19 protein-coding genes and 1 riboswitch are annotated in these 20,516 nt (G+C 73.3%); of the genes, 13 read left to right on the forward strand and 6 right to left on the reverse strand.

Annotated features, from left to right (window positions below):
• Positions 1 to 17: 17 nt before the first annotated feature.
• The gene (locus tag AB0G79_RS29565; protein WP_360811792.1) at positions 18 to 620 is read right to left on the reverse strand and encodes a TetR/AcrR family transcriptional regulator; all 603 of its coding nucleotides are present in this window, start codon (positions 618 to 620) and stop codon (positions 18 to 20) included.
• 210 nt (positions 621 to 830) lie between these two features.
• Between AB0G79_RS29565 and AB0G79_RS29570 the strand changes: the two genes are divergently transcribed.
• Positions 831 to 2,165, forward strand: coding sequence for a D-arabinono-1,4-lactone oxidase (locus AB0G79_RS29570; RefSeq protein WP_360811794.1), 1,335 nt, complete (start codon positions 831 to 833; stop codon positions 2,163 to 2,165).
• Here AB0G79_RS29570 and fabG read toward each other — a convergent pair.
• Together fabG and AB0G79_RS29580 are read right to left on the reverse strand one after the other, a co-directional pair.
• The gene (gene fabG / locus AB0G79_RS29575; protein ID WP_360811796.1) at positions 2,149 to 2,940 is read right to left on the reverse strand and encodes a 3-oxoacyl-ACP reductase FabG; all 792 of its coding nucleotides are present in this window, start codon (positions 2,938 to 2,940) and stop codon (positions 2,149 to 2,151) included. The two genes, AB0G79_RS29570 and fabG, sit on opposite strands and share 17 nt — an antisense overlap.
• A 195-nt stretch (positions 2,941 to 3,135) precedes the next feature.
• A complete protein-coding gene (locus AB0G79_RS29580; protein WP_360811798.1) occupies positions 3,136 to 4,812 on the reverse strand; it encodes a glycosyl hydrolase family 18 protein in 1,677 nt (558 codons plus the stop codon).
• 325 nt (positions 4,813 to 5,137) lie between these two features.
• Between AB0G79_RS29580 and dhaK the strand changes: the two genes are divergently transcribed.
• From dhaK to AB0G79_RS29635, 11 genes are all read left to right on the forward strand, one after another.
• The gene (gene dhaK, locus AB0G79_RS29585; RefSeq protein ID WP_360811800.1) at positions 5,138 to 6,130 is read left to right on the forward strand and encodes a dihydroxyacetone kinase subunit DhaK; all 993 of its coding nucleotides are present in this window, start codon (positions 5,138 to 5,140) and stop codon (positions 6,128 to 6,130) included.
• Between the two features lie 5 nt (positions 6,131 to 6,135).
• Positions 6,136 to 6,756: a dihydroxyacetone kinase subunit DhaL gene (gene dhaL / locus AB0G79_RS29590; RefSeq protein WP_360811802.1), complete on the forward strand. Its 621-nt coding sequence runs from the start codon at positions 6,136 to 6,138 to the stop codon at positions 6,754 to 6,756.
• Positions 6,753 to 7,169, forward strand: a complete 417-nt coding sequence (locus AB0G79_RS29595) for a PTS fructose transporter subunit IIA (RefSeq protein WP_360811804.1) — start codon at positions 6,753 to 6,755, stop codon at positions 7,167 to 7,169. Before dhaL ends, AB0G79_RS29595 begins: the two co-directional genes overlap by 4 nt.
• A gap of 91 nt (positions 7,170 to 7,260) precedes the next feature.
• Positions 7,261 to 7,471: riboswitch (cobalamin riboswitch) on the forward strand.
• A gap of 28 nt (positions 7,472 to 7,499) precedes the next feature.
• On the forward strand, positions 7,500 to 8,201 hold the full coding sequence (locus AB0G79_RS29600; RefSeq protein ID WP_360811806.1) for an energy-coupling factor ABC transporter permease: 702 nt from the start codon (positions 7,500 to 7,502) through the stop codon (positions 8,199 to 8,201).
• Positions 8,198 to 8,647 carry an energy-coupling factor ABC transporter substrate-binding protein gene (locus AB0G79_RS29605; RefSeq protein ID WP_360811808.1) on the forward strand — a complete coding sequence of 150 codons (450 nt, stop codon included), beginning with the start codon at positions 8,198 to 8,200 and terminating at the stop codon, positions 8,645 to 8,647. The genes AB0G79_RS29600 and AB0G79_RS29605 overlap by 4 nt, the downstream gene beginning before the upstream one ends.
• A gap of 6 nt (positions 8,648 to 8,653) precedes the next feature.
• Complete coding sequence (cbiQ, locus tag AB0G79_RS29610) at positions 8,654 to 9,403, forward strand: cobalt ECF transporter T component CbiQ (protein ID WP_360811810.1); 750 nt, start codon at positions 8,654 to 8,656, stop codon at positions 9,401 to 9,403.
• Complete coding sequence (locus AB0G79_RS29615) at positions 9,400 to 10,284, forward strand: ATP-binding cassette domain-containing protein (RefSeq protein ID WP_360811812.1); 885 nt, start codon at positions 9,400 to 9,402, stop codon at positions 10,282 to 10,284. The genes cbiQ and AB0G79_RS29615 overlap by 4 nt, the downstream gene beginning before the upstream one ends.
• Before the next feature lie 96 nt (positions 10,285 to 10,380).
• On the forward strand, positions 10,381 to 12,396 hold the full coding sequence (locus AB0G79_RS29620; RefSeq protein WP_360811814.1) for an NADPH-dependent 2,4-dienoyl-CoA reductase: 2,016 nt from the start codon (positions 10,381 to 10,383) through the stop codon (positions 12,394 to 12,396).
• Between the two features lie 62 nt (positions 12,397 to 12,458).
• Positions 12,459 to 13,022, forward strand: a complete 564-nt coding sequence (locus tag AB0G79_RS29625) for a PadR family transcriptional regulator (RefSeq protein ID WP_360811816.1) — start codon at positions 12,459 to 12,461, stop codon at positions 13,020 to 13,022.
• A gap of 61 nt (positions 13,023 to 13,083) precedes the next feature.
• Positions 13,084 to 13,254, forward strand: coding sequence for a 50S ribosomal protein L32 (gene rpmF / locus AB0G79_RS29630; protein ID WP_360811818.1), 171 nt, complete (start codon positions 13,084 to 13,086; stop codon positions 13,252 to 13,254).
• An 82-nt stretch (positions 13,255 to 13,336) separates the two neighbouring features.
• Positions 13,337 to 14,731: an FAD-dependent monooxygenase gene (locus AB0G79_RS29635; protein ID WP_360811820.1), complete on the forward strand. Its 1,395-nt coding sequence runs from the start codon at positions 13,337 to 13,339 to the stop codon at positions 14,729 to 14,731.
• A gap of 90 nt (positions 14,732 to 14,821) precedes the next feature.
• On the opposite strand, the gene AB0G79_RS29640 is transcribed toward AB0G79_RS29635, so the two are convergent.
• On the reverse strand, positions 14,822 to 16,162 hold the full coding sequence (locus AB0G79_RS29640) for a DUF2252 domain-containing protein (RefSeq protein ID WP_360811822.1): 1,341 nt from the start codon (positions 16,160 to 16,162) through the stop codon (positions 14,822 to 14,824).
• Positions 16,163 to 16,350: 188 nt separating this feature from the next.
• Between AB0G79_RS29640 and AB0G79_RS29645 the strand changes: the two genes are divergently transcribed.
• Complete coding sequence (locus AB0G79_RS29645; protein ID WP_360811825.1) at positions 16,351 to 17,148, forward strand: GntR family transcriptional regulator; 798 nt, start codon at positions 16,351 to 16,353, stop codon at positions 17,146 to 17,148.
• Positions 17,149 to 17,166: 18 nt separating this feature from the next.
• Here AB0G79_RS29645 and AB0G79_RS29650 read toward each other — a convergent pair whose 3' ends face one another.
• On the reverse strand, positions 17,167 to 18,969 hold the full coding sequence (locus AB0G79_RS29650) for a rhamnogalacturonan lyase (RefSeq protein ID WP_360811893.1): 1,803 nt from the start codon (positions 18,967 to 18,969) through the stop codon (positions 17,167 to 17,169).
• Positions 18,970 to 19,108: 139 nt separating this feature from the next.
• The gene (locus tag AB0G79_RS29655; protein WP_360811827.1) at positions 19,109 to 20,440 is read right to left on the reverse strand and encodes a phytase; all 1,332 of its coding nucleotides are present in this window, start codon (positions 20,438 to 20,440) and stop codon (positions 19,109 to 19,111) included.
• Between the last annotated feature and the right edge of the window lie 76 nt (positions 20,441 to 20,516).

Below are 20,516 nucleotides of genomic sequence, written 5' to 3' on the forward strand. Positions count from 1 at the left end.
CCCGGACCCGGTCGCGCTCAGTCCGCCAGGGGGGCGGTGAGCGCGGCCAGGTGCGCCGCGTAGGCGTCGAGGGCGACGAGGGCACGGTCGTCGTCGCGGTCGATCAGCCAGTTGAGGGTGAGGCCGTCGAGGAAGTTCAGGCCGAAGCGGGCCAGGACGGTCACGTCCGTGGTCCAGGCGACTCCGGCCTGGCGCGCGACGGCTTCGAGGTGGTCGACGTTGGCGTCGAGGTAGCGCTCGTACTGGCGGCGGGCCACGTCCGCGAGGCCGGGCTCGCGGAGCGCGTACTGCGTGAGCTCGTACGTGAGCTGGTGCTCGTCGGGGTGGGCGCGGATGTGGTCCCAGTAGGCGTGCAGGGTGGCGCGGACGACCTCGGGCGCCGGGGTGCCCGGGGCGAGCGGGACGAGGGGGGAGGCCAGCGAGCCGAGCAGGATCCGCTCGATCACCCCGTGCAGCAGCTCCTGCTTGGAGCGGAAGCAGTAGTGGAACGCCCCGAGGGGAAGTCCCGCCTCGCCCACGATGGCGCGGGTGGTGGCCCTGGCGACGCCGTCGCGGATCATCACGCGGAGGGCGGCCTCGACCAGCTGTTCGCGGCGCTCGTCGGCCGACTGGCGGGCCATGGGTCCTCCCGGGGGCGGCTTCTCGTCGTGGCGGGTGCGGTCAACGCACACGGGTGCGGTCAACGTATACCGGTCGGCCCACCTTTTCCCGGTCGTGCGTCCAGGTCAACCGTCCTGAACCCTTGACTTGGACAACCGTCCAGGTCCACGCTGCCGTGGACCGCGCCGCCCCGACGGCGCCTCTTCCGTCCATCGAGAGGACTTCCGGGCATGACCGAGGTGTGGCGCAACTGGTCGGGCAGCGAAGAAGCACGGCCCGTCCGGGTCCTGCGGCCCGGCAGTACGGAGGAGGTGGCCGCCGCCGTCGGGACGGCGGCCTGCGAGGGGCTGCGGGTCAAGGCGATCGGCTCCGGCCACTCGTTCAGCGGCGCCGCGGTCGCCCCCGGCGTCCAGCTGCGCCTCGACGGCCTGTCCCGGCTCCGCTCGGTGGACCCCGACACCGGCCTCGTGACCGTCGACGCCGGGATGCCGCTGTGGAAGCTGGGGCCGCTGCTCGCCTCCCACGGCCTGGCCCTGGAGGTCATGGGCGACATCGACCGGCAGACGGTCGCCGGGGCCGTCTCGACCGGGACGCACGGCTCGGGCCTGCGCTTCGGCGGCATGGCGACCCAGGTCCACGCCCTGAAGCTGGTCCTCGCCGACGGCACGGCCGTCCGCTGCTCGGCCGACGAGCGGCCCGAGCTCTTCCGCGCGGCGCGGGTCGGCCTCGGGGCCCTCGGCGTGATCACGGAGGTCACGCTCCAGTGCGTCGACGCGTTCGCCCTGCACGCCCGCGACACGGCGGTGCCGGTCGCCGAGGTCCTGGACCGGGTGGACGAACTGACCGAGAGCAACGACCACTTCGAGTTCTTCTGGTTCCCGCACAGCACGACCGCCCTGACCCGCCGTTTCACCCGCCTGCCCGCCGACGCGCCGCTGAAGCCGATCGGGACCCTGGCACGCCGGATCGACGAGACGGTCAGCGGCCTCGGCTTCGACGCCCTGTGCAGGGTCGGTACGGCGGTCCCGGCGCTCGTCCCGCCCATCGCCCGTTTCGCGGCGCGGGCGATGTCCGCGCGGGAGTTCACGGACCACTCCGCCCGCGTCTTCGCCTCGCCCCGGGACGTACGGTTCCACGAGGGCGAGTACGCCATCCCCCGGGAACACGCGGTCGACGCGCTCCGCGAGATCAAGCGGTGGATCGACACGACCGGCGAGCGGGTCTCGTTCCCCCTGGAGGTGCGGTTCGCGGCGGCCGACGACATCACGCTGTCCACGGGGAACGGGCGGGAGAGCTGCTACATCGCCTTCCACCAGTACCACCGCATGCCGTACCGCCGGTACTTCGACGCGTGCGAGGCGATCCTCGGCGAGTTCCGCGGGCGCCCGCACTGGGGCAAGATGCACACGCTCGGCGCCCGGACCCTGCGGACCCGCTACGACGGCTTCGACGAGTTCGTGGCCCTGCGCGACGCGCTCGACCCGACCGGCCGCTTCGCCAACCCCTACCTGGACCGGGTGCTCGGCGTCGCCCCGGACGCCGTACCCGTCACGCCCGCGCCGTGAACGCGTCGAGGGACTCGGGCAGGGTCTGACCGCCGTCGACGGTCAGGGTCTGCCCGGTGATGAACGCCGCCTCGTCCGAGGCCAGGAAGGCGACGGCGTGGGCGATGTCCGCCGACTCCCCCAGCCGGCCCAGCGGGATCGACGCCGCCATGGTGCGCAGGTACTCCGCGCCGAGCCCCTCCAGGCCCTCGGTGCGGACGTTCCCCGGCAGGACGGCGTTCACGGTGATGCCGAGCGGGGCCAGTTCCAGCGCCGCGCCCCGCAGGAACCCGAGCTGGCCGGCCTTGCTCGCCCCGTAGTGGGACCAGCCCGCGTACCCGGTGGCGGGGCCGGTGATGGAGGACGTGAGGACGACCCGGCCCCTGCCCGCCCGCTCCATGGCGGGCAGGCAGGCCCGGACGGCGAGCATGGAACCCCGCAGGTTGACGGCGAGGACCTCGTCGATGTCGGCGGCGGTCATCTCGCGCAGGGGCTTCTCGGGGAAGATCCCGGCGTTCGCACAGAGGACGTCGACGTGGCCGTGCCGCCGCTCGGCCTCCGCCGCCATCACCTCGGCGGCGTCCGGGTCCCGCAGGTCCGCGCCGATCCCCGCGACGCGCCCGCCCGTGGACCGCGCGAGCTCTTCGGCGACCTCACCGGCCGTCGCCGCGTCCCGGCCGGTGAGCAGCACCGAGGCGCCGTGGCGCGCGAGGAGTTCGGCGATCCCGCGGCCGATGCCGCGGGTGCCTCCGGTCACGACGACCGACCTCTCGTGCCAGGGGGTGGTGCGGGTCATGGCTGTCTCCCTCGTCGACGGCGGCACACGACAGCCCCGGCACACGGCAGTTGCGGCACAGGGCGGTCGCGGCCCGCGGCAGTCGTGACACACGGCAATCGTGGCACCGTAGCCGAAGGACCGGCCGCCGGGTCACCGGCAGCCGGTCGGCGGGACCCGCGCGGACGCGTCGGGATCGGCGCGGACGCGTCGGGATCAGCGGTTCTGCAGCGCCTTGACGTTGTCGCCGAAGGACCACCCCTTCGAGCCGTCCCAGTTGACGGACCACGTCATCAGGCCCTTGAGCTGGCCGTTGAACGTGTTCCACGCCTGGCTGACCTGACTGGGCGCCATGTAGCCGCCGCCCGCGCCGGTCTGCGCCGGCAGGCCGGGCACCTGCTGGTCGTACGGCACCTTGATCGTGGTGCCCTGGATGGTCAGGCCGTTGTTGAGGCAGGTGGTCTGGGCGGCGAAGCCCGCCACGGTGCCGGCCTGGTACGAGTCGCCCGAGCAGCCGTACATGCTGCCGTTGTAGTACTGCATGTTGAGCCACCACAGCCGGCCGTTGTCCACGTACTTCTTGACGATCGGCAGGTACGAGCCCCAGATGGACCCGTAGGTGACGCTGCCGCCGGTGACGTACGCGGTCTCGGGCGCCATCGTCAGGCCGAAGCCCGCCGGCATCCTGGCGAGCACGCCGTCGATGATGCGGATCAGGTTGGACTGGGAGGCGGACAGCGTGGTGATGTTCCCGCTGCCGGACAGACCGGTCTCGATGTCGATGTCGATGCCGTCGAAGTTGTACTTCTTGAGGATCGGGACGACCGTCTCCACGAAGCGGTCGGCGACCTTGCTCGACGACAGGTCGATGCCCGCCGCCGCGCCGCCGATGGACATCAGGATCGTGGCGCCCTTCGCCTTGGCCGCGCACATCTCCGCCGGGGTCGACACCTTCACCCCCACGTCCATGCCGTCCTCCCACAGGACGGTTCCGTCCGAGAGGATGACGGGGAAGGCCGCGTTGATGACGTTGTAGCCGTGCTGGGCGATCCGGCTGTCGGTGATGGGGATCCAGCCCATGCCGGGGTGGACGCCGTTCGAGGCGCCGTCCCAGTTCTCCCAGTACCCCTGCAGCACCTTGCCGGTCGGCTTGGGCTTCGTGGCACAGGTGGCGTCACCCGGCGGGTCGGTGGGGGGCTGGGTGGTCGGCGGCACGGTGGTGGGCGGCGGAGTCGTGGGCGGTGCGGTGGTGGGCGGCGGAGTCGTCGGCGGGGTGGTCGTCGGGGGCGTGGTGGTGGGCGTGGGTGTCGTGCCGCCGGGGCCGGTGAGCGACACGTCGTCCGCGAGGTACGCGGGCTGCCCGTACCAGCCGTGCAGGTAGACCGTCACCGACGTGGTGTTCGCGCCGGTCGTGAAGTCGACGCCGAGCCGGCTGTACGAGGAGGAGCCGGGCGTCCAGGTCTGCGGCTCGCTGCCGGCGCCGGTGCCGGTGGCGCCGAGGTAGACGTAACTGCCCTGGACGAAGGCGCTCAGCGTGTACGTCGAGTTGGGCCGCACGCTGACCGTCTGGCTGCACCGGGCGCTGTCCTGGCCGGACGGCGTGCCCTTCAGCGCCGAGGAGCCGGAGTGCGTCGGGCTGCTGACGGCCGCTCCGGAGCCGTTGGTGCAGGTCCAGCCCGAAAGGCCGCTCTCGAAGCCGGAGTTGAGAACGAGGTTGGTGTCGGCCGCGTCGGCCGGTCCGGAACCGGCCAGGGTGACGCAGGCGCCGATGACGGTGGCGGCGCTCACCCCGGCGAGCGTGCGGATCAGGGCGGTCGAGGCGCGGCGAGTCCGGACGACGGCCGAATGCCCGCCGTCCGCCTCGGGCAGCGTACGGGTCCTCCGACGGAACATGCTGGGCTCCATTCTCGCCACGCGCCGTGGGCGCGAGCGTGCGTGAGCGTGCGTGGGGGGCGTTGAGGGGTCGTCGGGGGACGTGGACGCGCGGCCCCCGGGTGCGGCGGGAGAGATGCGGTGCGGGGATCGACGGGATCGTAGGAGGGGTGCAGGGGCCCGTCAATAGGTCTGGACCAAAGGTGAACGACGACCGGCAGCCCCTCTCCCCGCAACGCGCCGGTGCGCCACCGCGCCCGCCCGCCGATAATTGCGTCACCATGCGCAGGGGCGGGTGGCAACCACCGCAGGCCGCACCTGATACCAGCCTCACCAGGAGGTATCCGTGAAGATGCTCATCAACGTGCCCGAGACCGTCGTGGCCGACGCGCTGCGCGGGATGGCCGCCGCGCATCCCGAGTTGACCGTCGACGTGGAGCGTCGGGTCGTCCTGCGGCGGGACGCGCCCGTGGCCGGGAAGGTGGCCCTGGTGTCGGGCGGCGGATCCGGGCACGAGCCGTTGCACGGCGGGTTCGTGGGGCCGGGGATGCTCGACGCCGCTTGCCCCGGAGAGATCTTCACGTCGCCCGTTCCCGGGCAGATGGTGGCCGCCGCGGCGGCCGTCGACAGCGGCGCCGGTGTGCTGTTCGTCGTCAAGAACTACACCGGCGACGTCCTCAACTTCGAGATGGCCGCGGAGCTCGCCGAGGACGAGGGGGTGCGGGTCGCGCGGGTGCTCGTCGACGACGACGCGGCCGTGACGGACAGCCTGTACACGGCGGGGCGGCGCGGGACCGGGGGCACCCTGTTCGTGGAGAAGATCGCGGGCGCCGCCGCCGAGGAGGGGGCGCCGCTGGAGCGGGTCGAGGCCGTCGCCCGGAGGGTGAACGAGCGGTGCCGGTCCTTCGGGGTCGCCCTCAGCGCCTGCACCACGCCGGCCAAGGGCAGTCCGACCTTTCAACTACCGCCTGGTGAGCTGGAGTTGGGAGTCGGCATCCATGGCGAACCGGGGCGGGAGCGGCGGGCCATGATGACCTCGCGGGAGATCGCGGACTACGCCGTGGACGTCGTCGTCGACGATCTTCGGCCGCGCGGACCCGTGCTGGTGCTGGTCAACGGGATGGGCGGCACGCCGCTGCTCGAACTGTACGGGTTCAACGCCGAGGTGCAGCGGGTCCTCGGCGAGCGCGGGATTCCCGTCGCCCGGACGCTCGTCGGGAACCACGTGACCTCCCTCGACATGGCCGGCTGTTCCGTCACCCTCTGCGAGGTCGACGAGGAGCTGCTGCGGCTCTGGGACGCGCCCGTGCAGACGGCCGCCCTGCGGTGGGGACGGTGAGCGGGATGACGGAGGGTCTCGACGCCGGGTTCGCGGTGCGGTGGCTGACGGGGGCCGCCCAGGTCGTCTCCCGCGAGGCCGACCGGCTCACGGATCTCGATTCCGCCATCGGCGACGCCGACCACGGCGCCAACCTCAGGCGCGGGTTCGCCGCCGTGGCCGAGGTGCTCGCCGAGGAGCCGCCCCCGACGCCGGGGGCGGTGCTCGTCGCCGCCGGGCGGGAGCTGATCTCGACCGTCGGCGGGGCCTCGGGGCCGCTGTACGGGACCCTGCTGCGGCGCGCCGGGAAGGCACTCGGCGAGGATGCGGCCGTCGGCCGGGAACGCTTCGCGGAGGCCCTCGGCGCCGGGGTCGGTGCCGTGGGACAGCTCGGCGGGGCGCAGGTGGGGGACAAGACCATGCTGGACGCGCTCGTTCCGGGCGTGGAGGGGCTGCGGACGTCCTTCGAGGCGGGGCGGGCGGCCGCCGCGGCCGGTGCGCTGGGGACCGTACCCCTGCGGGCGAGGAAGGGCCGGGCCAGTTATCTGGGCGAGCGGTCGATCGGGCACGAGGATCCGGGGGCCGCCTCCTCGGCGCTGCTGCTCGCGGCGCTCGCCGACACCGCCCGGGCGGAGGGTCTCTCGTGAGCGCGGGGACGCCGGCGCGGGTGGGCATCGTGCTCGTCTCGCACAGCGCGGCCGTCGCCGCCTCGGTCGCCGAGCTCGCCCGCGGCCTCGCCGGCGGCGGTGACACCGCCCCGATCCGGCCGGCCGGCGGGCTCCCCGACGGGGGTCTCGGGACGAGTGCCGCCCTCGTCGCCGAGGCGGCGGAGGCGGTCGACGGCGGGGCCGGGGTGGCGGTCCTCGTCGACCTCGGCAGCGCGGTCCTCACCGTGAAGGCGCTCCTCGCCGAGGGTGACGAACTCCCGGCGGGCACCCGTCTGGTGGACGCGCCCTTCGTCGAGGGCGCGGTCGCCGCGCTGGTGACGGCGAGTGCCGGCGGGGACCTCGACGCGGTGGCCGCGGCGGCCTCGGAGGCGTACGCGTACCGGAAGGAATGAGCGGCGCCCGGGAGGGCCGGCCGCGAGTGCGGGGAGTGACCGGGAGGGCGCGCCCGGTGGCGGCCGTGTTGTGATCGGGCAGGTCAACACACTAATGTCGCAGGGCCTTGGTGTACGGGAAACCGGTGCGGTACCGGTGCGGCCCTCGCCACTGTGATCGGGAGTTCCGGCTCCACACCCGGGGGGGACAGCCCTCCCGGGCAAGCCACTGGACCGTCGTGGGAGACCGCCTCGGTGTGGGAAGGCGGAGTCGGGACGTATGACCGTCAGCCAGGAGACCGGCCGGGGCGCGTTGTCCATCCACGAGGTGCTGGAGAGGGTCTCCCAACCATGCATATAGCCGAGGGGTACCTACCCCCCGTCCACGCCGCCGCCTGGGGCGTCGCGGCCGCCCCGTTCGTCGTCCACGGGGCCCGCGCCCTCACCCGAGAGGTGCGCGCGAACCCCGAGTCCACTCTGCTCCTCGGCGCGTCCGGCGCCTTCACCTTCGTCCTCTCGGCACTCAAGCTGCCCTCGGTGACGGGAAGTTGTTCCCACCCGACCGGTACGGGCCTGGGCGCGATCCTCTTCCGGCCGCCGATCATGGCGGTCCTGGGGACGATCACGCTCCTCTTCCAGGCCCTCCTGCTCGCCCACGGCGGGCTGACCACGCTCGGCGCGAACGTCTTCTCGATGGCGATCGTCGGGCCGTGGGCGGGGTACGGGACGTACCTGCTGGCCCGCCGGTCCGGCGCGCCGCTGATGGTCGCCGTCTTCCTCGGCGCGTTCGTCGCCGACCTGTCGACGTACTGCGTCACCAGCGTCCAGCTCGCGCTGGCCTTCCCCGACCAGGGCAGCGGCGTCCTCGGCGCGCTCGCCAAGTTCGGGTCCATCTTCGCCGTCACCCAGATCCCGCTGGCCGTGAGCGAGGGTCTCCTGACGGTCCTCGTGATGCGGCTGCTCACGCAGTCCAGCAAGGGCGACCTGATCCGGCTCGGCGTCCTCTCCCGGAAGGCTCCGGAGCGTCCCGCGGAGGAGGTGACCGCGGCATGAGCTCCCCGCGTGTCAGCAAGAACACCAAGATCAACGCGCTGCTCCTGCTCGTCGTCGTCGCGCTCGCGGTCCTTCCGCTCGCGCTCGGCCTCGGCGACCACAAGGAGGAGCCGTTCACGGGCGCGGACGCCGAGGCGGAGACCGCGATCACCGAGCTCCAGCCGGACTACGAGCCCTGGTTCAGCCCGCTGTACGAGCCGCCGTCCGGGGAGATCGAGTCGGCGCTCTTCGCCCTCCAGGCGGCGCTCGGCGCCGGTGTCCTCGCGTACTACTTCGGCGTCCGGCGCGGCCGGCGGCAGGGCGAGGCCCGCGCGCGGGCGGAGCTGGCGTCCCCGGTACCGGCCTCCCCGGCAGCCCCCTTGGTCCCGACCGCCCCGGCAGCGTCCCCGGTACCGGCCTCCCCGATGCCGGCCGAGGCCTCCGACGCCGTCGGCAAGGACGCGTAACCGCCCATGCTCCCCATCGACGCGGCGGCGCACAGCAGCCGCTGGCGCCGTCGGCATCCCGCCGAGAAGGCGCTGCTCGGCTTCGGCCTGACACTCTGCGCGGTCTGTCTGCCGCCGTGGCCCGGCGCCGTGCTCGTGGCGGCGGCGACGCTCGCCGTCCTGCTCGGGCCGGCCGCCGTGCCGGGCCGTCAGCTGTGGCGGGCCTTCCGGGTCCCGCTGGGCTTCTGCGTCACGGGCGCCGTCCCGCTGCTCTTCGAGGTCGGCGGGGAGCGCGGGTTCGTGGCGCTCGCGCCGGGCGGGCCCGGCCACGCGGTGGAGCTGCTGCTCCGAACCGCGGCCGCCTCGCTCGGCGTGCTGCTCTTCGCGTTCACCACGCCCGTCTCGGACGTGCTGCCCCGGCTCGTCCGGGCGGGCGTGCCGGCGCCCGTGGTGGACGTGGCGCTCGTGATGTACCGGATCATCTTCCTGCTGCTCGACTCCCTGACCAAGATCCGGCAGGCGCAGGCGGCCCGCCTCGGGCACACCACCCGGGCGGCGACCTGGCGTTCGCTGGCGGGTCTCGGCGCGACCACGTTCGTCCGTGCCTTCGACCGGGCGCAGCGGATGCAGTCGGGCCTCGCCGGTCGCGGTTACGACGGGACGCTGCGGGTCCTGGTGCCCGCCGCCGCGGTGTCGGTCCGGTTCCTGACGGCGACGGGCGCGCTCCTCGCGGGGCTCGTCGCCCTCACCCTCGTACTCGAAAGGTTCCTTCCGTGAGCAGCAGCACCTCCCGCCCGCCGGTCCCCGTCGTGGAGCTGGCGGGGGCGGGCTTCGCGTACGAGGACGGTCCCGCGGTCCTGTCGGACGTCGACTTCGCGGTGCCGGAGGGCCGGGCCATCGCGCTCCTCGGACGCAACGGCAGCGGGAAGACGACGCTCCTGCGGCTGCTCAGCGGCGGTCTGCGCTGCGGGAGCGGGTCGCTCCTGCTGGACGGGTCGCCGGTGGCGTACGACCGGAAGGGGCTCACCCGGCTGCGGACGACCGTGCAGCTCGTGGTGCAGGACCCGGACGACCAGCTTTTCGCGGCCTCGGTCGGCCAGGACGTGTCGTTCGGGCCGATGAACCTCGGTCTGTCGGAGGACGAGGTGCGGCTCCGGGTGCGCGAGGCCCTGGAGGCGCTGGACATCACGGCCCTGGAGGACCGGCCGACGCACCTGCTCTCGTACGGGCAGCGCAAGCGCGCCGCCATCGCCGGCGCGGTGGCGATGCGCCCCCGGGTGCTGATCATGGACGAGCCGACGGCGGGGCTCGACCCGCACGGGCAGGAACGGATGCTCGACGCGCTGGCGCGGCTGCGCGCGGCCGGGACGACGGTGGTGATGGCGACGCACGACGTGGACCTGGCGCTGCGCTGGGCGGACGAGGCCGCGGTGCTCTCCCCCGCCGGGCTGCGGACGGGACCGGTCGCCGAGCTGCTCGCGGACCACGCGCTGCTGGACGCGGCGCGGCTGCGGCGGCCGTGGGGGGCGTCGGTGGCGCGGCTGCTGCGCGGGCGGGGGCTGCTCGCGCCCGGGGAGGCCGCGCCGCGGACTCCGGAGGAGCTGGACGCGTGGTCGGAGGGGCTTCGGGCGGGGGTCGGCCCGTTTGCTACTGAGTAGTAGACGTCACGTCGCGGATGTTCTGCAACTAGTTGCAGAACGGGGGGAGGCTCACCTAGAACTAAGGGGACGATCCTGCGCGAGGAGGCGCCCCGAATGACCCCGTACCCGCACCTGCTGAGCCCGCTCGACCTCGGGTTCACCACCCTGCCCAACCGGGTGATCATGGGTTCGATGCACGTCGGCCTGGAGGAGACGGAGCACGGCTTCGAGCGGATGGCCGCCTTCTACGCGGAGCGCGCCCGCGGCGGCGTCGGCCTGATCGTCACCGGCGGCATCTCCCCCAACGAGGCCGGCCGCCCCTGGGACGGCGGCGCCAAGCTGACGACCGCCGACGAGGTCGCCGAGCACCGCCTGATCACGGACGCCGTGCACGCCGAGGGCGGCCGGATCGCGATGCAGATCCTGCACTTCGGCCGGTACGCGTACCACCCCGCGCTCGTCGGCCCCAGCCCGATCAAGGCGCCGATCAGCCCCTTCGTGCCGAACGAGCTCACCGACGCCGAGGTCGAGCAGACCGTCGAGGACTACGCCCGCTGCGCCGAGCTCGCCAAGGAGGCCGGCTACGACGGGGTCGAGGTCATGGGCTCCGAGGGCTACCTCATCAACGAGTTCATCGCCGCCGCCACCAACCAGCGCACCGACCGCTGGGGCGGCTCGTACGAGAACCGCGTCCGCTTCCCGCTGGAGATCGTCCGCCGGATCCGCGAGCGGGTCGGCGAGGAGTTCATCCTCGTCTACCGCCTCTCCATGCTCGACCTGGTCCCCGGCGGCTCCACCCTGGAGGAGGTCGTCCGGCTCGCGAAGGAGATCGAGGCGGCCGGCGCCACCATCATCAACACCGGCATCGGCTGGCACGAGGCCCGCATCCCCACCATCGCGACCTCCGTGCCGCGCGGCGCCTACACCTGGGTCACCAAGAAGCTGATGGGCGAGGTCTCCGTCCCGCTCGTCACCTCCAACCGCATCAACACCCCCGAGGTCGCCGAGGAGATCCTCGCCGACGGCCGCGCGGACCTGGTCTCGCTCGCCCGCCCCTTCCTCGCCGACCCCGGCTTCGTCGCGAAGGCGGCGGCGGACCGCGCCGACACCATCAACACCTGCATCGGCTGCAACCAGGCCTGCCTGGACCACACCTTCAACCTGAAGATCACGTCCTGCCTGGTCAACCCGCGCGCCTGCCACGAGACCGAGCTCGTCCTCTCCCCCACCCGGCTCGCCAAGCGGGTCGCCGTCGTCGGCGCGGGCCCGGCCGGCCTGTCCTGCGCGGTGTCCGCGGCCGAACGCGGCCACGACGTCACCCTCTTCGACGCCGCCGCCGAGATCGGCGGCCAGCTGAACGTCGCCAAGCAGGTCCCGGGCAAGGACGAGTTCGAGGAGACCCTGCGCTACTTCCGCGTGCAGCTCGCCGAGCACGGCGTCGAGGTCCGCCTGAACACGTACGTCTCCGCCGCCGACCTCGCTTCGTTCGACGAGGTCGTCGTCGCCACCGGCGTCACCCCCCGCACCCCCGAGATCCCCGGCGTCGACCACCCGAGCGTCGTCAGCTACCTCGACGTGCTGCGGGACGGCGCGCCGGTCGGCGAGCGGGTCGCGATCATCGGCGCGGGCGGCATCGGCTTCGACGTCGCCGAGTTCCTCACGGACGGCGGCGAGGGCGCGAGCCAGGACCCCGAGACGTACTTCCGCCAGTGGGGCGTCGACACCTCGTACGAGAACCGGGGCGGCCTGCGCGCCCCCGAGCGCCCGGCCCCGCCGCGCCAGGTGCACCTGCTCCAGCGCAAGACCTCCAAGGTCGGTGCCGGGCTCGGCAAGACCACCGGTTGGATCCACCGCACCGAGCTCAAGCACCGGGGCGTCGCCATGGTCGCGGGCGTCTCGTACGACCTCATCGACGACGAGGGCCTGCACCTGACGATCGACGGGGAGCGGCAGCTGCTGCCCGTGGACACGGTCGTCCTCTGCTCGGGCCAGGACCCGCAGCGGGGCCTGTACGAGGAGCTGGTCGCCGCCGGGCGCACCGCGCACCTCATCGGCGGTGCCGACGTGGCGGCGGAGCTGGACGCGAAGCGGGCCATCGACCAGGGGACGCGGCTCGCGGCCGCACTGTGACCGGCGCGCCTGCCCGTATCGGCGCACCCGCCCTCATCGGCGCGCCTGCCTAGGATGCGTGCATGTCCCTCCCGCACGCGATCCTGACGGCGCTGCTCGAGAAGCCGTCCTCCGGCCTCGAACTGACGCGTCGCTTCGACAAGTCGATCGGCTACTTCTGGTCGGCGACGCATCAGCAGATCTACCGCGAGCTCGGGAGGCTGGAGGAGGCGGGGCACATCCGTGCCCTGCCCTCCCGGGTGCCCGCGCGGGGACAGAAGAAGGAGTACGAGGTCCTGCCGGCCGGCCGGGCGGAGCTGGGCGACTGGGTCGGCAGGCCGGAGGACCCGAAGCCGCTGCGGTCCGCCCTGCTGCTGCGGATGCGGGCGGCGGCGATGGTCGGCTCGTCGGGACTGCGGGCGGAGCTGGCACGCCATCTCGACCTGCACCGGGCGCAGCTGGACGAGTACCTCGCGATCGAGGAGCGGGACTTCCCTGCGGAACGTCGACGCACCGAACCGGATCGGCTGCGGCACCTCGTGCTGCGGGGCGGGGTGGATCTGGAGCGGTTCTGGGTGGAGTGGCTGACGGCGGCGCTGCGGGACCTGGACGGTCTCGGCGCCGGGGCTCCCGAGCCCGACTGTTAATGGGAATCGTTTTCATATAACGTGGATCCCATCACCCCCCATCGACGGAGGTCCTGTCCCCATGGCCGTGCCCAAGCGCAAGATGTCCCGCTCCAACACCCGCCACCGCCGCTCCCAGTGGAAGGCGAGCACCGTCCAGCTCGTGCCCGTCACGGTCGACGGCGTCGTCCACCAGGTCCCCCAGCGCCTCGTGAAGGCGTACGAGCGGGGACTGCTGCGGCCCGAGGGCTGATTCACTCCCCTGCGCCCCCGTTCTCGCCCCTCCGATCCGTGGATACTGGGCAGTTGTGCATCCACGAAACGAAGGGGTTGGTATGGCCGACGACTTGGGGCACCGCGCAGCACGCCACGCGGTGGTCATCGGGGGAAGTCTCGCCGGACTCCTGGCGGCGCGGGTCCTCGCGGACCACGCGGAGAAGGTCACGGTCGTCGAGCGCGACCGGTTCCCGGAGGGGCCGGAGGACCGGCCCGGCGTGCCGCAGGGACGGCACGTCCACGTCCTCATCCAGGGCGGACACCAGGCGTTCGACGAACTCCTTCCCGGCTTCACCGACGAGCTGCGGGAGCTCGGCGCGCCCAAGGTCGGCGTGCCGGAGGACATGGTGCAGTGGCAGAACGGCCGGTGGTTCAACCGGAGCGCCCCGACCGTGCACTTCTACGGCGGTCCGCGCGCGCAGCTCGAATGGCTGCTCCGCAAGCGGGTGTTCGCGGATCCGCGCATCGAACGGATCGAGGGCCACGAGACGGTCGGCCTGACCGGCGACTCCACGCGCGTCACCGGGGTACGCCTCCGGGAGCGCGGCACGCGCGCCGGGAAGGAGACCCGGGTCCTGGAGGCCGACCTCGTCGTGGACGCCTCCGGCCGTTCCACGAAGGCACCGGACTGGCTGGCGGCGATCGGCGCGGAGGCCCCGCGCGAGGACACGCTCGACACGGGACTCGCGTACAGCACGCGGATCTACCGGGCCCCGGAGAAGGCCCTCGGCAGCGACGCCCTCGGGTACTTCATCGTGCCCAACCCCACCCACCGGTACGGCACGGTGGTGCTGCCGCTCGGTGACGGCCACCACGTGGTGACCCTGTCGGGCCTCCGGGACGACCAGCCGCCCACGGAGGAGACGGCGTTCGAGGAGTACGCGAAGCGGATGCCGCACCCGGTCATCAGCGAGTGGCTGGCGACCGCCGAACCCGTCTCGTCGGTCCACGGCTTCCGGAACACGGCCAACGTCCGCCGCCGGTACGACCTTCCGGGCCGCCGTCCGGCCGGCTTCCTCGCGACCGGCGACGCGCTGTGCTCCTTCAACCCGATCTACGGGCAGGGCATGGCGGTCGCGGCGCTCACCGCGCTGGCCCTGCGCCGGGCGCTCGCGGACCCGAAGCGCAAGCCCACCACCCGGCGGGTGCAGCGCGCCCTGCTGGCCGCCTCCCAGCAGGCGTGGGACATCTCGGCGGGGTCCGACAAGAAGATGCCGGGCGCCGTCGGCGAGGCGGCGAAGGCCGGGCCCGCGGACAAGGTGGCCGGCTGGTACCTGTCACGCCTCCTGGAACGGTCGGCGGGCGATCCCGCGCTCGGCGCCGTCTTCCGCTCGGCGCTCCACCTCTCCGTGCCGATGAAGGCGCTCTTCGCGCCGTCGGTGGTGCGCTCGGTGCTGTTCGGTCCGGTGCCCGAGTCCCCCGCCGAGCCACCGCTGCGGCTCGACCGCGCGTAGGACGCGTCCGCCCGTACACCCGTACGAGTGAAGGAGGCGGCCCGGCGCCCCCCCTACGGCACCGCCTGCGGGGTTCCGGGCCGGTCCCCGTCAGGCGCCGGGCGCCGCCGTCACCATGCCCGCGGCGATGGCGGCGCCGAGGGCCGCGTAGTCGTCGGCGTTCTGGCCCGCGTAGGCGAGGGAGAAGTCGGCGATGGCGCGGTCGAACACGTCCGAGCCGCCGAGGTAGGCGGCGATGGCGATCCGGTCGCCGGAGCGGGCGTGGGAGCGGGCCAGGGCGCGGCCGCAGAGCCGGGCGTAGTCCCTGAGGGTGGCCGGGGACATGGTCTCGACCTCGGCCGAGCCCTTCATGTCGCGCAGCTGGCGCCAGTAGAAGTGCCGCTGCTCGGGCCCGGTCATCCAGCCGAGGAAGATGTCGCTGGCCGCCTGGGTGAGGCGCTGTCCGGCGACGACGCGGTGCCCCTGGTGGTCGTACTGGGTCGACGGCAGGTAGGGCTCCAGGACGGAGCGGACGGCTTCCTTGATCTGGAGGATCAGCGGGTCGCCCGCGTCGCGGCCTTCGAGCAGGAGGACGAAGCAGCGGGTGCCGACGCTGCCGACGCCGACGACCTTGCGAGCGGCCTCCATGTAGTGGTGCCGGTCGAGCAGCACCCGCCGCTCGTCGGCGAGCGAGCTGCGGTAGTCGCTGAAGATCTTGCCGAGGGTCACGCGGTCGAGATCGGTGACCCGCTCCAGGAGCGGCGGGTCCTCGGCGATGTGCCGGACGCCGGAGGCGTCGGTCTCGGTGAGCTTGGAGAGGGCCTGGAGGCTGGTGCGGCGGCGCGCCTTGGCGAGGTTGCGTTCGAGGCGGGCGCGGTCGGCCTTGCGGATCACGGGGAGCAGGTCGTCGGCGGCTATCCGCTCGTACCAGACGGCGAGTTCGCCGAGGCCCGCGAGGTGACGCATGGTCGTGCGGTAGGACTCGGCGGCGACGAGCGCGGCCCGGTGGGCCTTCGGCTTCGCGCTGCCGTTCTGGAGGGCGGCCACGGCGACGCTGGCGGCGAGCCGCTTCACGTCCCATTCGAAGGGGCCCGGCAGCGTCTCGTCGAAGTCGTTCACGTCGAACAGAAGCGTCCGTTCGGGTGAGGCGTACACCCCGAAGTTGAGGAGGTGGGCGTCGCCGCAGAGCTGGACGGTGAGGCCGGTGTGCCGCTGGGCGCCGAGGTCGGCGGCCATGACGGCGGCCGCGCCGCGCAGGAAGGCGAAGGGGGAGACCGCCATCCGGCCGTACCGCAGGGGGACCAGATCGGGCAGTCGGTCCACGCACTGCCGTTCCAGGACGGTCAACGGGTCCGGGCGCTGGGAGGAGGGGATCCAGCGGCCGTGCGAGGAACGGGACACGCGCTTCCGTGCCGCCCGCCCTCGTGCCGCTCGCTCCGACGGTGTCGTCATTCGGCCTCACGCGTCCCTTCCGCCGCCGCGGCCTTGTCCCCGCCGCCTGGACCCCATTACAAGGCGCGGCGCTCGTTTCGGCCACTCTGACGGGCTCACCTAGCGAAATGGTTTAGACCAATGATAGGAATGAGTGCGATCACCGAGACGACCCTTGCGGTCACGCTGTGCTTGAGAGAGGGTTGATCATGGCCGAGCCCGATGCCGAAGGGGCGGACGTGCCGCTCTACCTCCGGGTCGCCGCCGTCCTGCGCGAGGACCTCGCCCATCGGCGCATCTCCCCCGGAAGCCGGCTCCCTTCGGAGCGGTCCCTGTCCCAGCGGTACCACGTCAACCGCCAGACCGTCCGCAGCGCGCTCCAACTGCTGCGCGAGGAAAGGCTCGTGGTCACCGACCGGCGCGGCACCTTCGCCGCCGCCACCGACGTCGAAGCGGAACCCGCCACCTGGACGGACGCGCCCGCCGTGCCCGCCGGGGCCGCGGGGCCGGTACGCGCCGCCCGGCGGCCCACCTTCCCCGGCGGCCCCCGGGTGAGCGAGTCGCTGATCCGGGCCTCCCTCACCTGGGAGCCGCCGCCGACCCCGCTCACCTCGCGGCTGCTGCTCGCGCCCGGCGAACCGACGCTCGTCCACCGGCACCTCGTGCTCGGCCCCCAGGGCGCGGCCCTCCAGCGGGCGGTGTCCTGGTTCTCCCGGCCCGCGCTCGCCGAGATCCCCCAACTCGCCCGCTACCGGCGGGTCAAGGACGGCCACCACCAGCCGGACCTGCGGCTGCTCTACCACTGGATGCACCAGGCGGGACTGCGCGTGACCCACCGCGAGTCGGTCGGCGTCCCGCCCGGCCAGGGCGCCGCGACGGCGGCGGGCGGCGCGGCCCGGCTGCTCGTCCACCGGGTGGTCAGCGACCAGCACGGGCGCGCCCTGGAGATCACGGACATCGACTTCTCCGCCCAGTCGGCCGCCTGGACCTACGAGTTCAGCGCCTGACGCCGGCGTCCGTGCCCGCTACGGAGTCGTGACCAGCGGCCTCGGCGCGGTCGGCATGCCGTTGCCGATCGCGAAACCCGGGTGCGGGGGCTGGTTGTAGGCGGTGTTCTGCCAGGCGAGACCCGTGCGGTACATGGTGTCGTGCAGCAGGGTCGTGATGCGTGTGCCGGTCTCGTACGGGGTCGCGTAGATCCGCAGGGCGGTGTTGTCGGTCGTCCGCCACACGACCTCCTCGCGCCAGTCGCCGAGGATGTCCCCGGACAGCACCGGAGTCGCCTTGGTGCCGTTGTTGGACGCCACCGAGGCGCCGGTGAGGAGCCGTGTGTCGGACGCCGTGCCGTACTTGTCGATGTGGGTGCCGTCGAGGAGTTCCCGGGTGGTGTCGCCGTCCCACCAGCTCAGGAAGTTCGTGGACGAGGGTTTGCGGCCCTTGGCGCCGCCGCCCTCGTCCCGTACGGAGGAGTCGGCGGACGACCACACCTCGGCGCCGTCGTTCCCGGCCCAGATGTCGCCGGCCACGCCCCGGCCGTTGTCGCAGCAGGCGGCGAGCTGCCAACGGACGGCCCCGTTGGCGGGGTTGACGTACAGCGCCGAGGGCTGGGAGGTCGACTCGGAGACCTTGAAGTACTCCAGGCCCGGCGTGCCCGGGTCGAGGTCGCCGAGGTGCTGGGCGTCGCCGTGCCCGGTCCTCGTGGTCCACAGGCCGGTGCCGTTGTCGTCGACGGCCATCGCCCCGTACACGATCTCGTCCCTGCCGTCCGCGTCGACGTCGCCGACGGAGACGCTGTGGGAGCCCTGGCCGTCGTACCCCTTCCCGGCGTTGGTGGAGCTCGACGAGTCGAAGGTCCAGCGGCGGGTGAAAGCACCGCCCCGCCAGTCCCAGGCGGCGATCACGGTCCGCGTGTAGTAGCCGCGCGCCATGATCAGCGAGGGGCGGGATCCGTCCAGGTAGGCGGTGGCGGCGAGGAAGCGGTCGACGCGGTTTCCGTATCCGTCGCCCCAGGAGGAGACGGTGCCGCGGGCGGGGACGTACGAGGTCGTGCCCAGGGCCGCGCCCGTGCGGCCGTCGAACATGGTGAGGTACTCGGGTCCGCTGAGCACGTACCCGCTGCCGTTGCGGTGGTCGGCGCCGGCGGAGCCGATGACCGTGCCCCGGCCGTCGACCGTCCCGTCCGCCGTCTTCATCGCGATCTCGGCGCGGCCGTCGCCGTCGTAGTCGTAGACCTGGAACTGCGTGTAGTGCGCGCCGGAGCGGATGTTGCGGCCGAGGTCGACGCGCCAGAGCCGGGTGCCCTCCAGGGTGATGCCGTCGACGACGGTGCTGCCCGTGTAGCCGGACTGGGAGTTGTCCTTGGCGTTGGTGGGCTGCCACTTGAGGACGAAGTCGAGGTCGCCGACGCCGTCGAGGTCGCCGACGGAGGCGTCGTTGGCCTCGTAGGTGTACGCGACGCCGTCGGGTGTCGTCCCGCCGGCGGGCGGGGTGATCGGGACGTCCTTGTAGCCGGCGCGGAACTGGACGGCGCGCGGGGAGTCGGCCTGCTCGACGCCGCCGACGACGGCGCGGACCGTGTAGTCGGCGGAGTCGGCGGCGCCCGTGTCGAAGAAGTTCGTGGAGGCCGTGACGGGCGCCGGGTTCACCTTCGTACCGGCTCGGTAGACGTTGAAGGCGACGGCGTCGGGGTCGGTGCCGAGCCAGCGCCAGCTGACCAGGTTGCCGGTGGCGGTGTGGACGCTCACCACGCCCCGGTCGAGCCGCTCGACCTGCCGCGCGGTCGCGGCGGCGGCGGTTCCGGTGGTCGCGGTGAGCGCCGCACAGGTCATGACTCCGGCGAGGAGCGCGGCGGGGAGGGTGGAGCGGGGGTACTGCACGTGTCCTCCTGCGGGGGGGGGAAGGGTGCCGTTGCGTACCCCCAAGTCGCCGCCGCTCCGCGGGAGGTTGCCCGCCGCGCGCCCCGCGGGGTCAGTCGGCGTCGCGCGGGTCGAAGGAGCGGGTGTCCACTGTCAGCGGCCGGGGGAAGGCATCGGCGACCGACTCCCAGCCGGTGAACTTGAAGTTGGTGGACTCCCGTTCGCCGTCGGCGGGGGTGGCCTCGCCGTCGTGGGTGATCAGGAGGCCCTTCGGGAACGCGGTGCCGAGGGGGACGTTGACGACGGTGCTGCCGTCGGAGTGCTGGACGCCGTCGGTGGCGGGGCCGTCGCCGATCGCGAAGGAGCCGAGGTAGGTGTGGTCGTCCTCGCGGTCGTAGACGGCGAAGGTGTTGTCGCCCTGGCTGGAGGCGAGGACGTAGCCGGCGCCGTCGGCGGCGTGGTAGACGGTGACGCCCTCGGCGTCGGCGCTCAGGTGGTCACCGCCGAAGCCGGGGTCGTGGGCGGTGTCGAGGACGCACTCCTCCTCCTCGGTGTCGTACGTCCACGGGGTGCCGTACTCCCGCACGCGGTCGAGGAGCTCGGGGTCCTCGAACCCGTCCCCGTCGTCGTCCAGCTCCACGCGCCACAGGCCCACGGCCTCCTGGGCCGCGTAGAGGACGTGCTCCTCCTGGTCGACGGCCATGCCCTCGACCTGGGGGCGCTCGCCGGGGTCGGCACAGGGCCGCCAGGAGGTGCCGTCGGGGAGCGTGAAGGAGGCGGGAAGGTCGAGGGTGTCCTCGGTGCGGTAGCCGACGCGACCGCCGACGTCCTCGAGACGGAGCAGGCGCAGGCTCGTCTCCTCGCGGCGCGAGACGACGATGTACGCCTCGTCGTCGTCGCTGTAGGCGGCGAGGCCGTAGGCGGTGCGCTGGTCGTCGACCTCGGTCTCGTCGGCGGCGAAGACCGGCGCGACGCCGGCGGCGGTGACGTCGCGGAGCGGGGGCCGCCCGGCGGCGACGGCGGCGGGATCGATGGCGTAGGCCCGGACGCGGTCCCGGCCCCGGTCGCTCACGAGCGCCAAGTCGGTCTTGCGGCCGCCGAGTTCGAAGCCGTACACGACGTCGACGTTGTTGAACCGGCCCGCGGCGGCGTCTTCGCCGGGCGCCTGCGGCGCCGCTATGTGCTGGATCCGGCGCCCGTCGAGCCCGTACACGTCGAGCCCGCCCTCCTTGAGCGCGGCGACGACGAGGCTGCGCCCGGGCCGCGTCGGGTCGACCCACACGGCGGGATCGTCCGCGTTGGCGTTCCCGCCGGCCTCGTCGTCGTACACGGCGGGCGTCTCGGCGCGGGCGGTGACGGTGACGGGACCGGCGACGGGTGCGGCGGGGACTGCGGTGACGACCGCGAGGGCGGCGGCCAGGACGGTCAGAGCGGAGGCGCTCACAGGACTCCTCGATGGCGTGAGGCGTGCACGAACGCCCGGACGCTACGGCCGGAGGATGGCCCGCCGGAGTCGGCGC

It is taken from the genome of Streptomyces sp. NPDC020807 (assembly GCF_040641575.1).
Lineage (GTDB): Bacteria > Actinomycetota > Actinomycetes > Streptomycetales > Streptomycetaceae > Streptomyces.

Coding starts and splice junctions, on each gene's coding strand:
- AB0G79_RS29565 (WP_360811792.1), bottom strand. CDS start 620: ATGGCCCGCCAGTCGGCCGACGAGCGCCGCGAACAGCTGGTCGAGGCC.
- AB0G79_RS29570 (WP_360811794.1), top strand. CDS start 831: ATGACCGAGGTGTGGCGCAACTGGTCGGGCAGCGAAGAAGCACGGCCC.
- fabG (WP_360811796.1), bottom strand. CDS start 2,940: ATGACCCGCACCACCCCCTGGCACGAGAGGTCGGTCGTCGTGACCGGA.
- AB0G79_RS29580 (WP_360811798.1), bottom strand. CDS start 4,812: ATGTTCCGTCGGAGGACCCGTACGCTGCCCGAGGCGGACGGCGGGCAT.
- dhaL (WP_360811802.1), top strand. CDS start 6,136: ATGACGGAGGGTCTCGACGCCGGGTTCGCGGTGCGGTGGCTGACGGGG.
- AB0G79_RS29600 (WP_360811806.1), top strand. CDS start 7,500: ATGCATATAGCCGAGGGGTACCTACCCCCCGTCCACGCCGCCGCCTGG.
- AB0G79_RS29605 (WP_360811808.1), top strand. CDS start 8,198: ATGAGCTCCCCGCGTGTCAGCAAGAACACCAAGATCAACGCGCTGCTC.
- cbiQ (WP_360811810.1), top strand. CDS start 8,654: ATGCTCCCCATCGACGCGGCGGCGCACAGCAGCCGCTGGCGCCGTCGG.
- AB0G79_RS29620 (WP_360811814.1), top strand. CDS start 10,381: ATGACCCCGTACCCGCACCTGCTGAGCCCGCTCGACCTCGGGTTCACC.
- AB0G79_RS29625 (WP_360811816.1), top strand. CDS start 12,459: ATGTCCCTCCCGCACGCGATCCTGACGGCGCTGCTCGAGAAGCCGTCC.
- rpmF (WP_360811818.1), top strand. CDS start 13,084: ATGGCCGTGCCCAAGCGCAAGATGTCCCGCTCCAACACCCGCCACCGC.
- AB0G79_RS29635 (WP_360811820.1), top strand. CDS start 13,337: ATGGCCGACGACTTGGGGCACCGCGCAGCACGCCACGCGGTGGTCATC.
- AB0G79_RS29640 (WP_360811822.1), bottom strand. CDS start 16,162: ATGACGACACCGTCGGAGCGAGCGGCACGAGGGCGGGCGGCACGGAAG.
- AB0G79_RS29645 (WP_360811825.1), top strand. CDS start 16,351: ATGGCCGAGCCCGATGCCGAAGGGGCGGACGTGCCGCTCTACCTCCGG.
- AB0G79_RS29650 (WP_360811893.1), bottom strand. CDS start 18,969: ATGACCTGTGCGGCGCTCACCGCGACCACCGGAACCGCCGCCGCCGCG.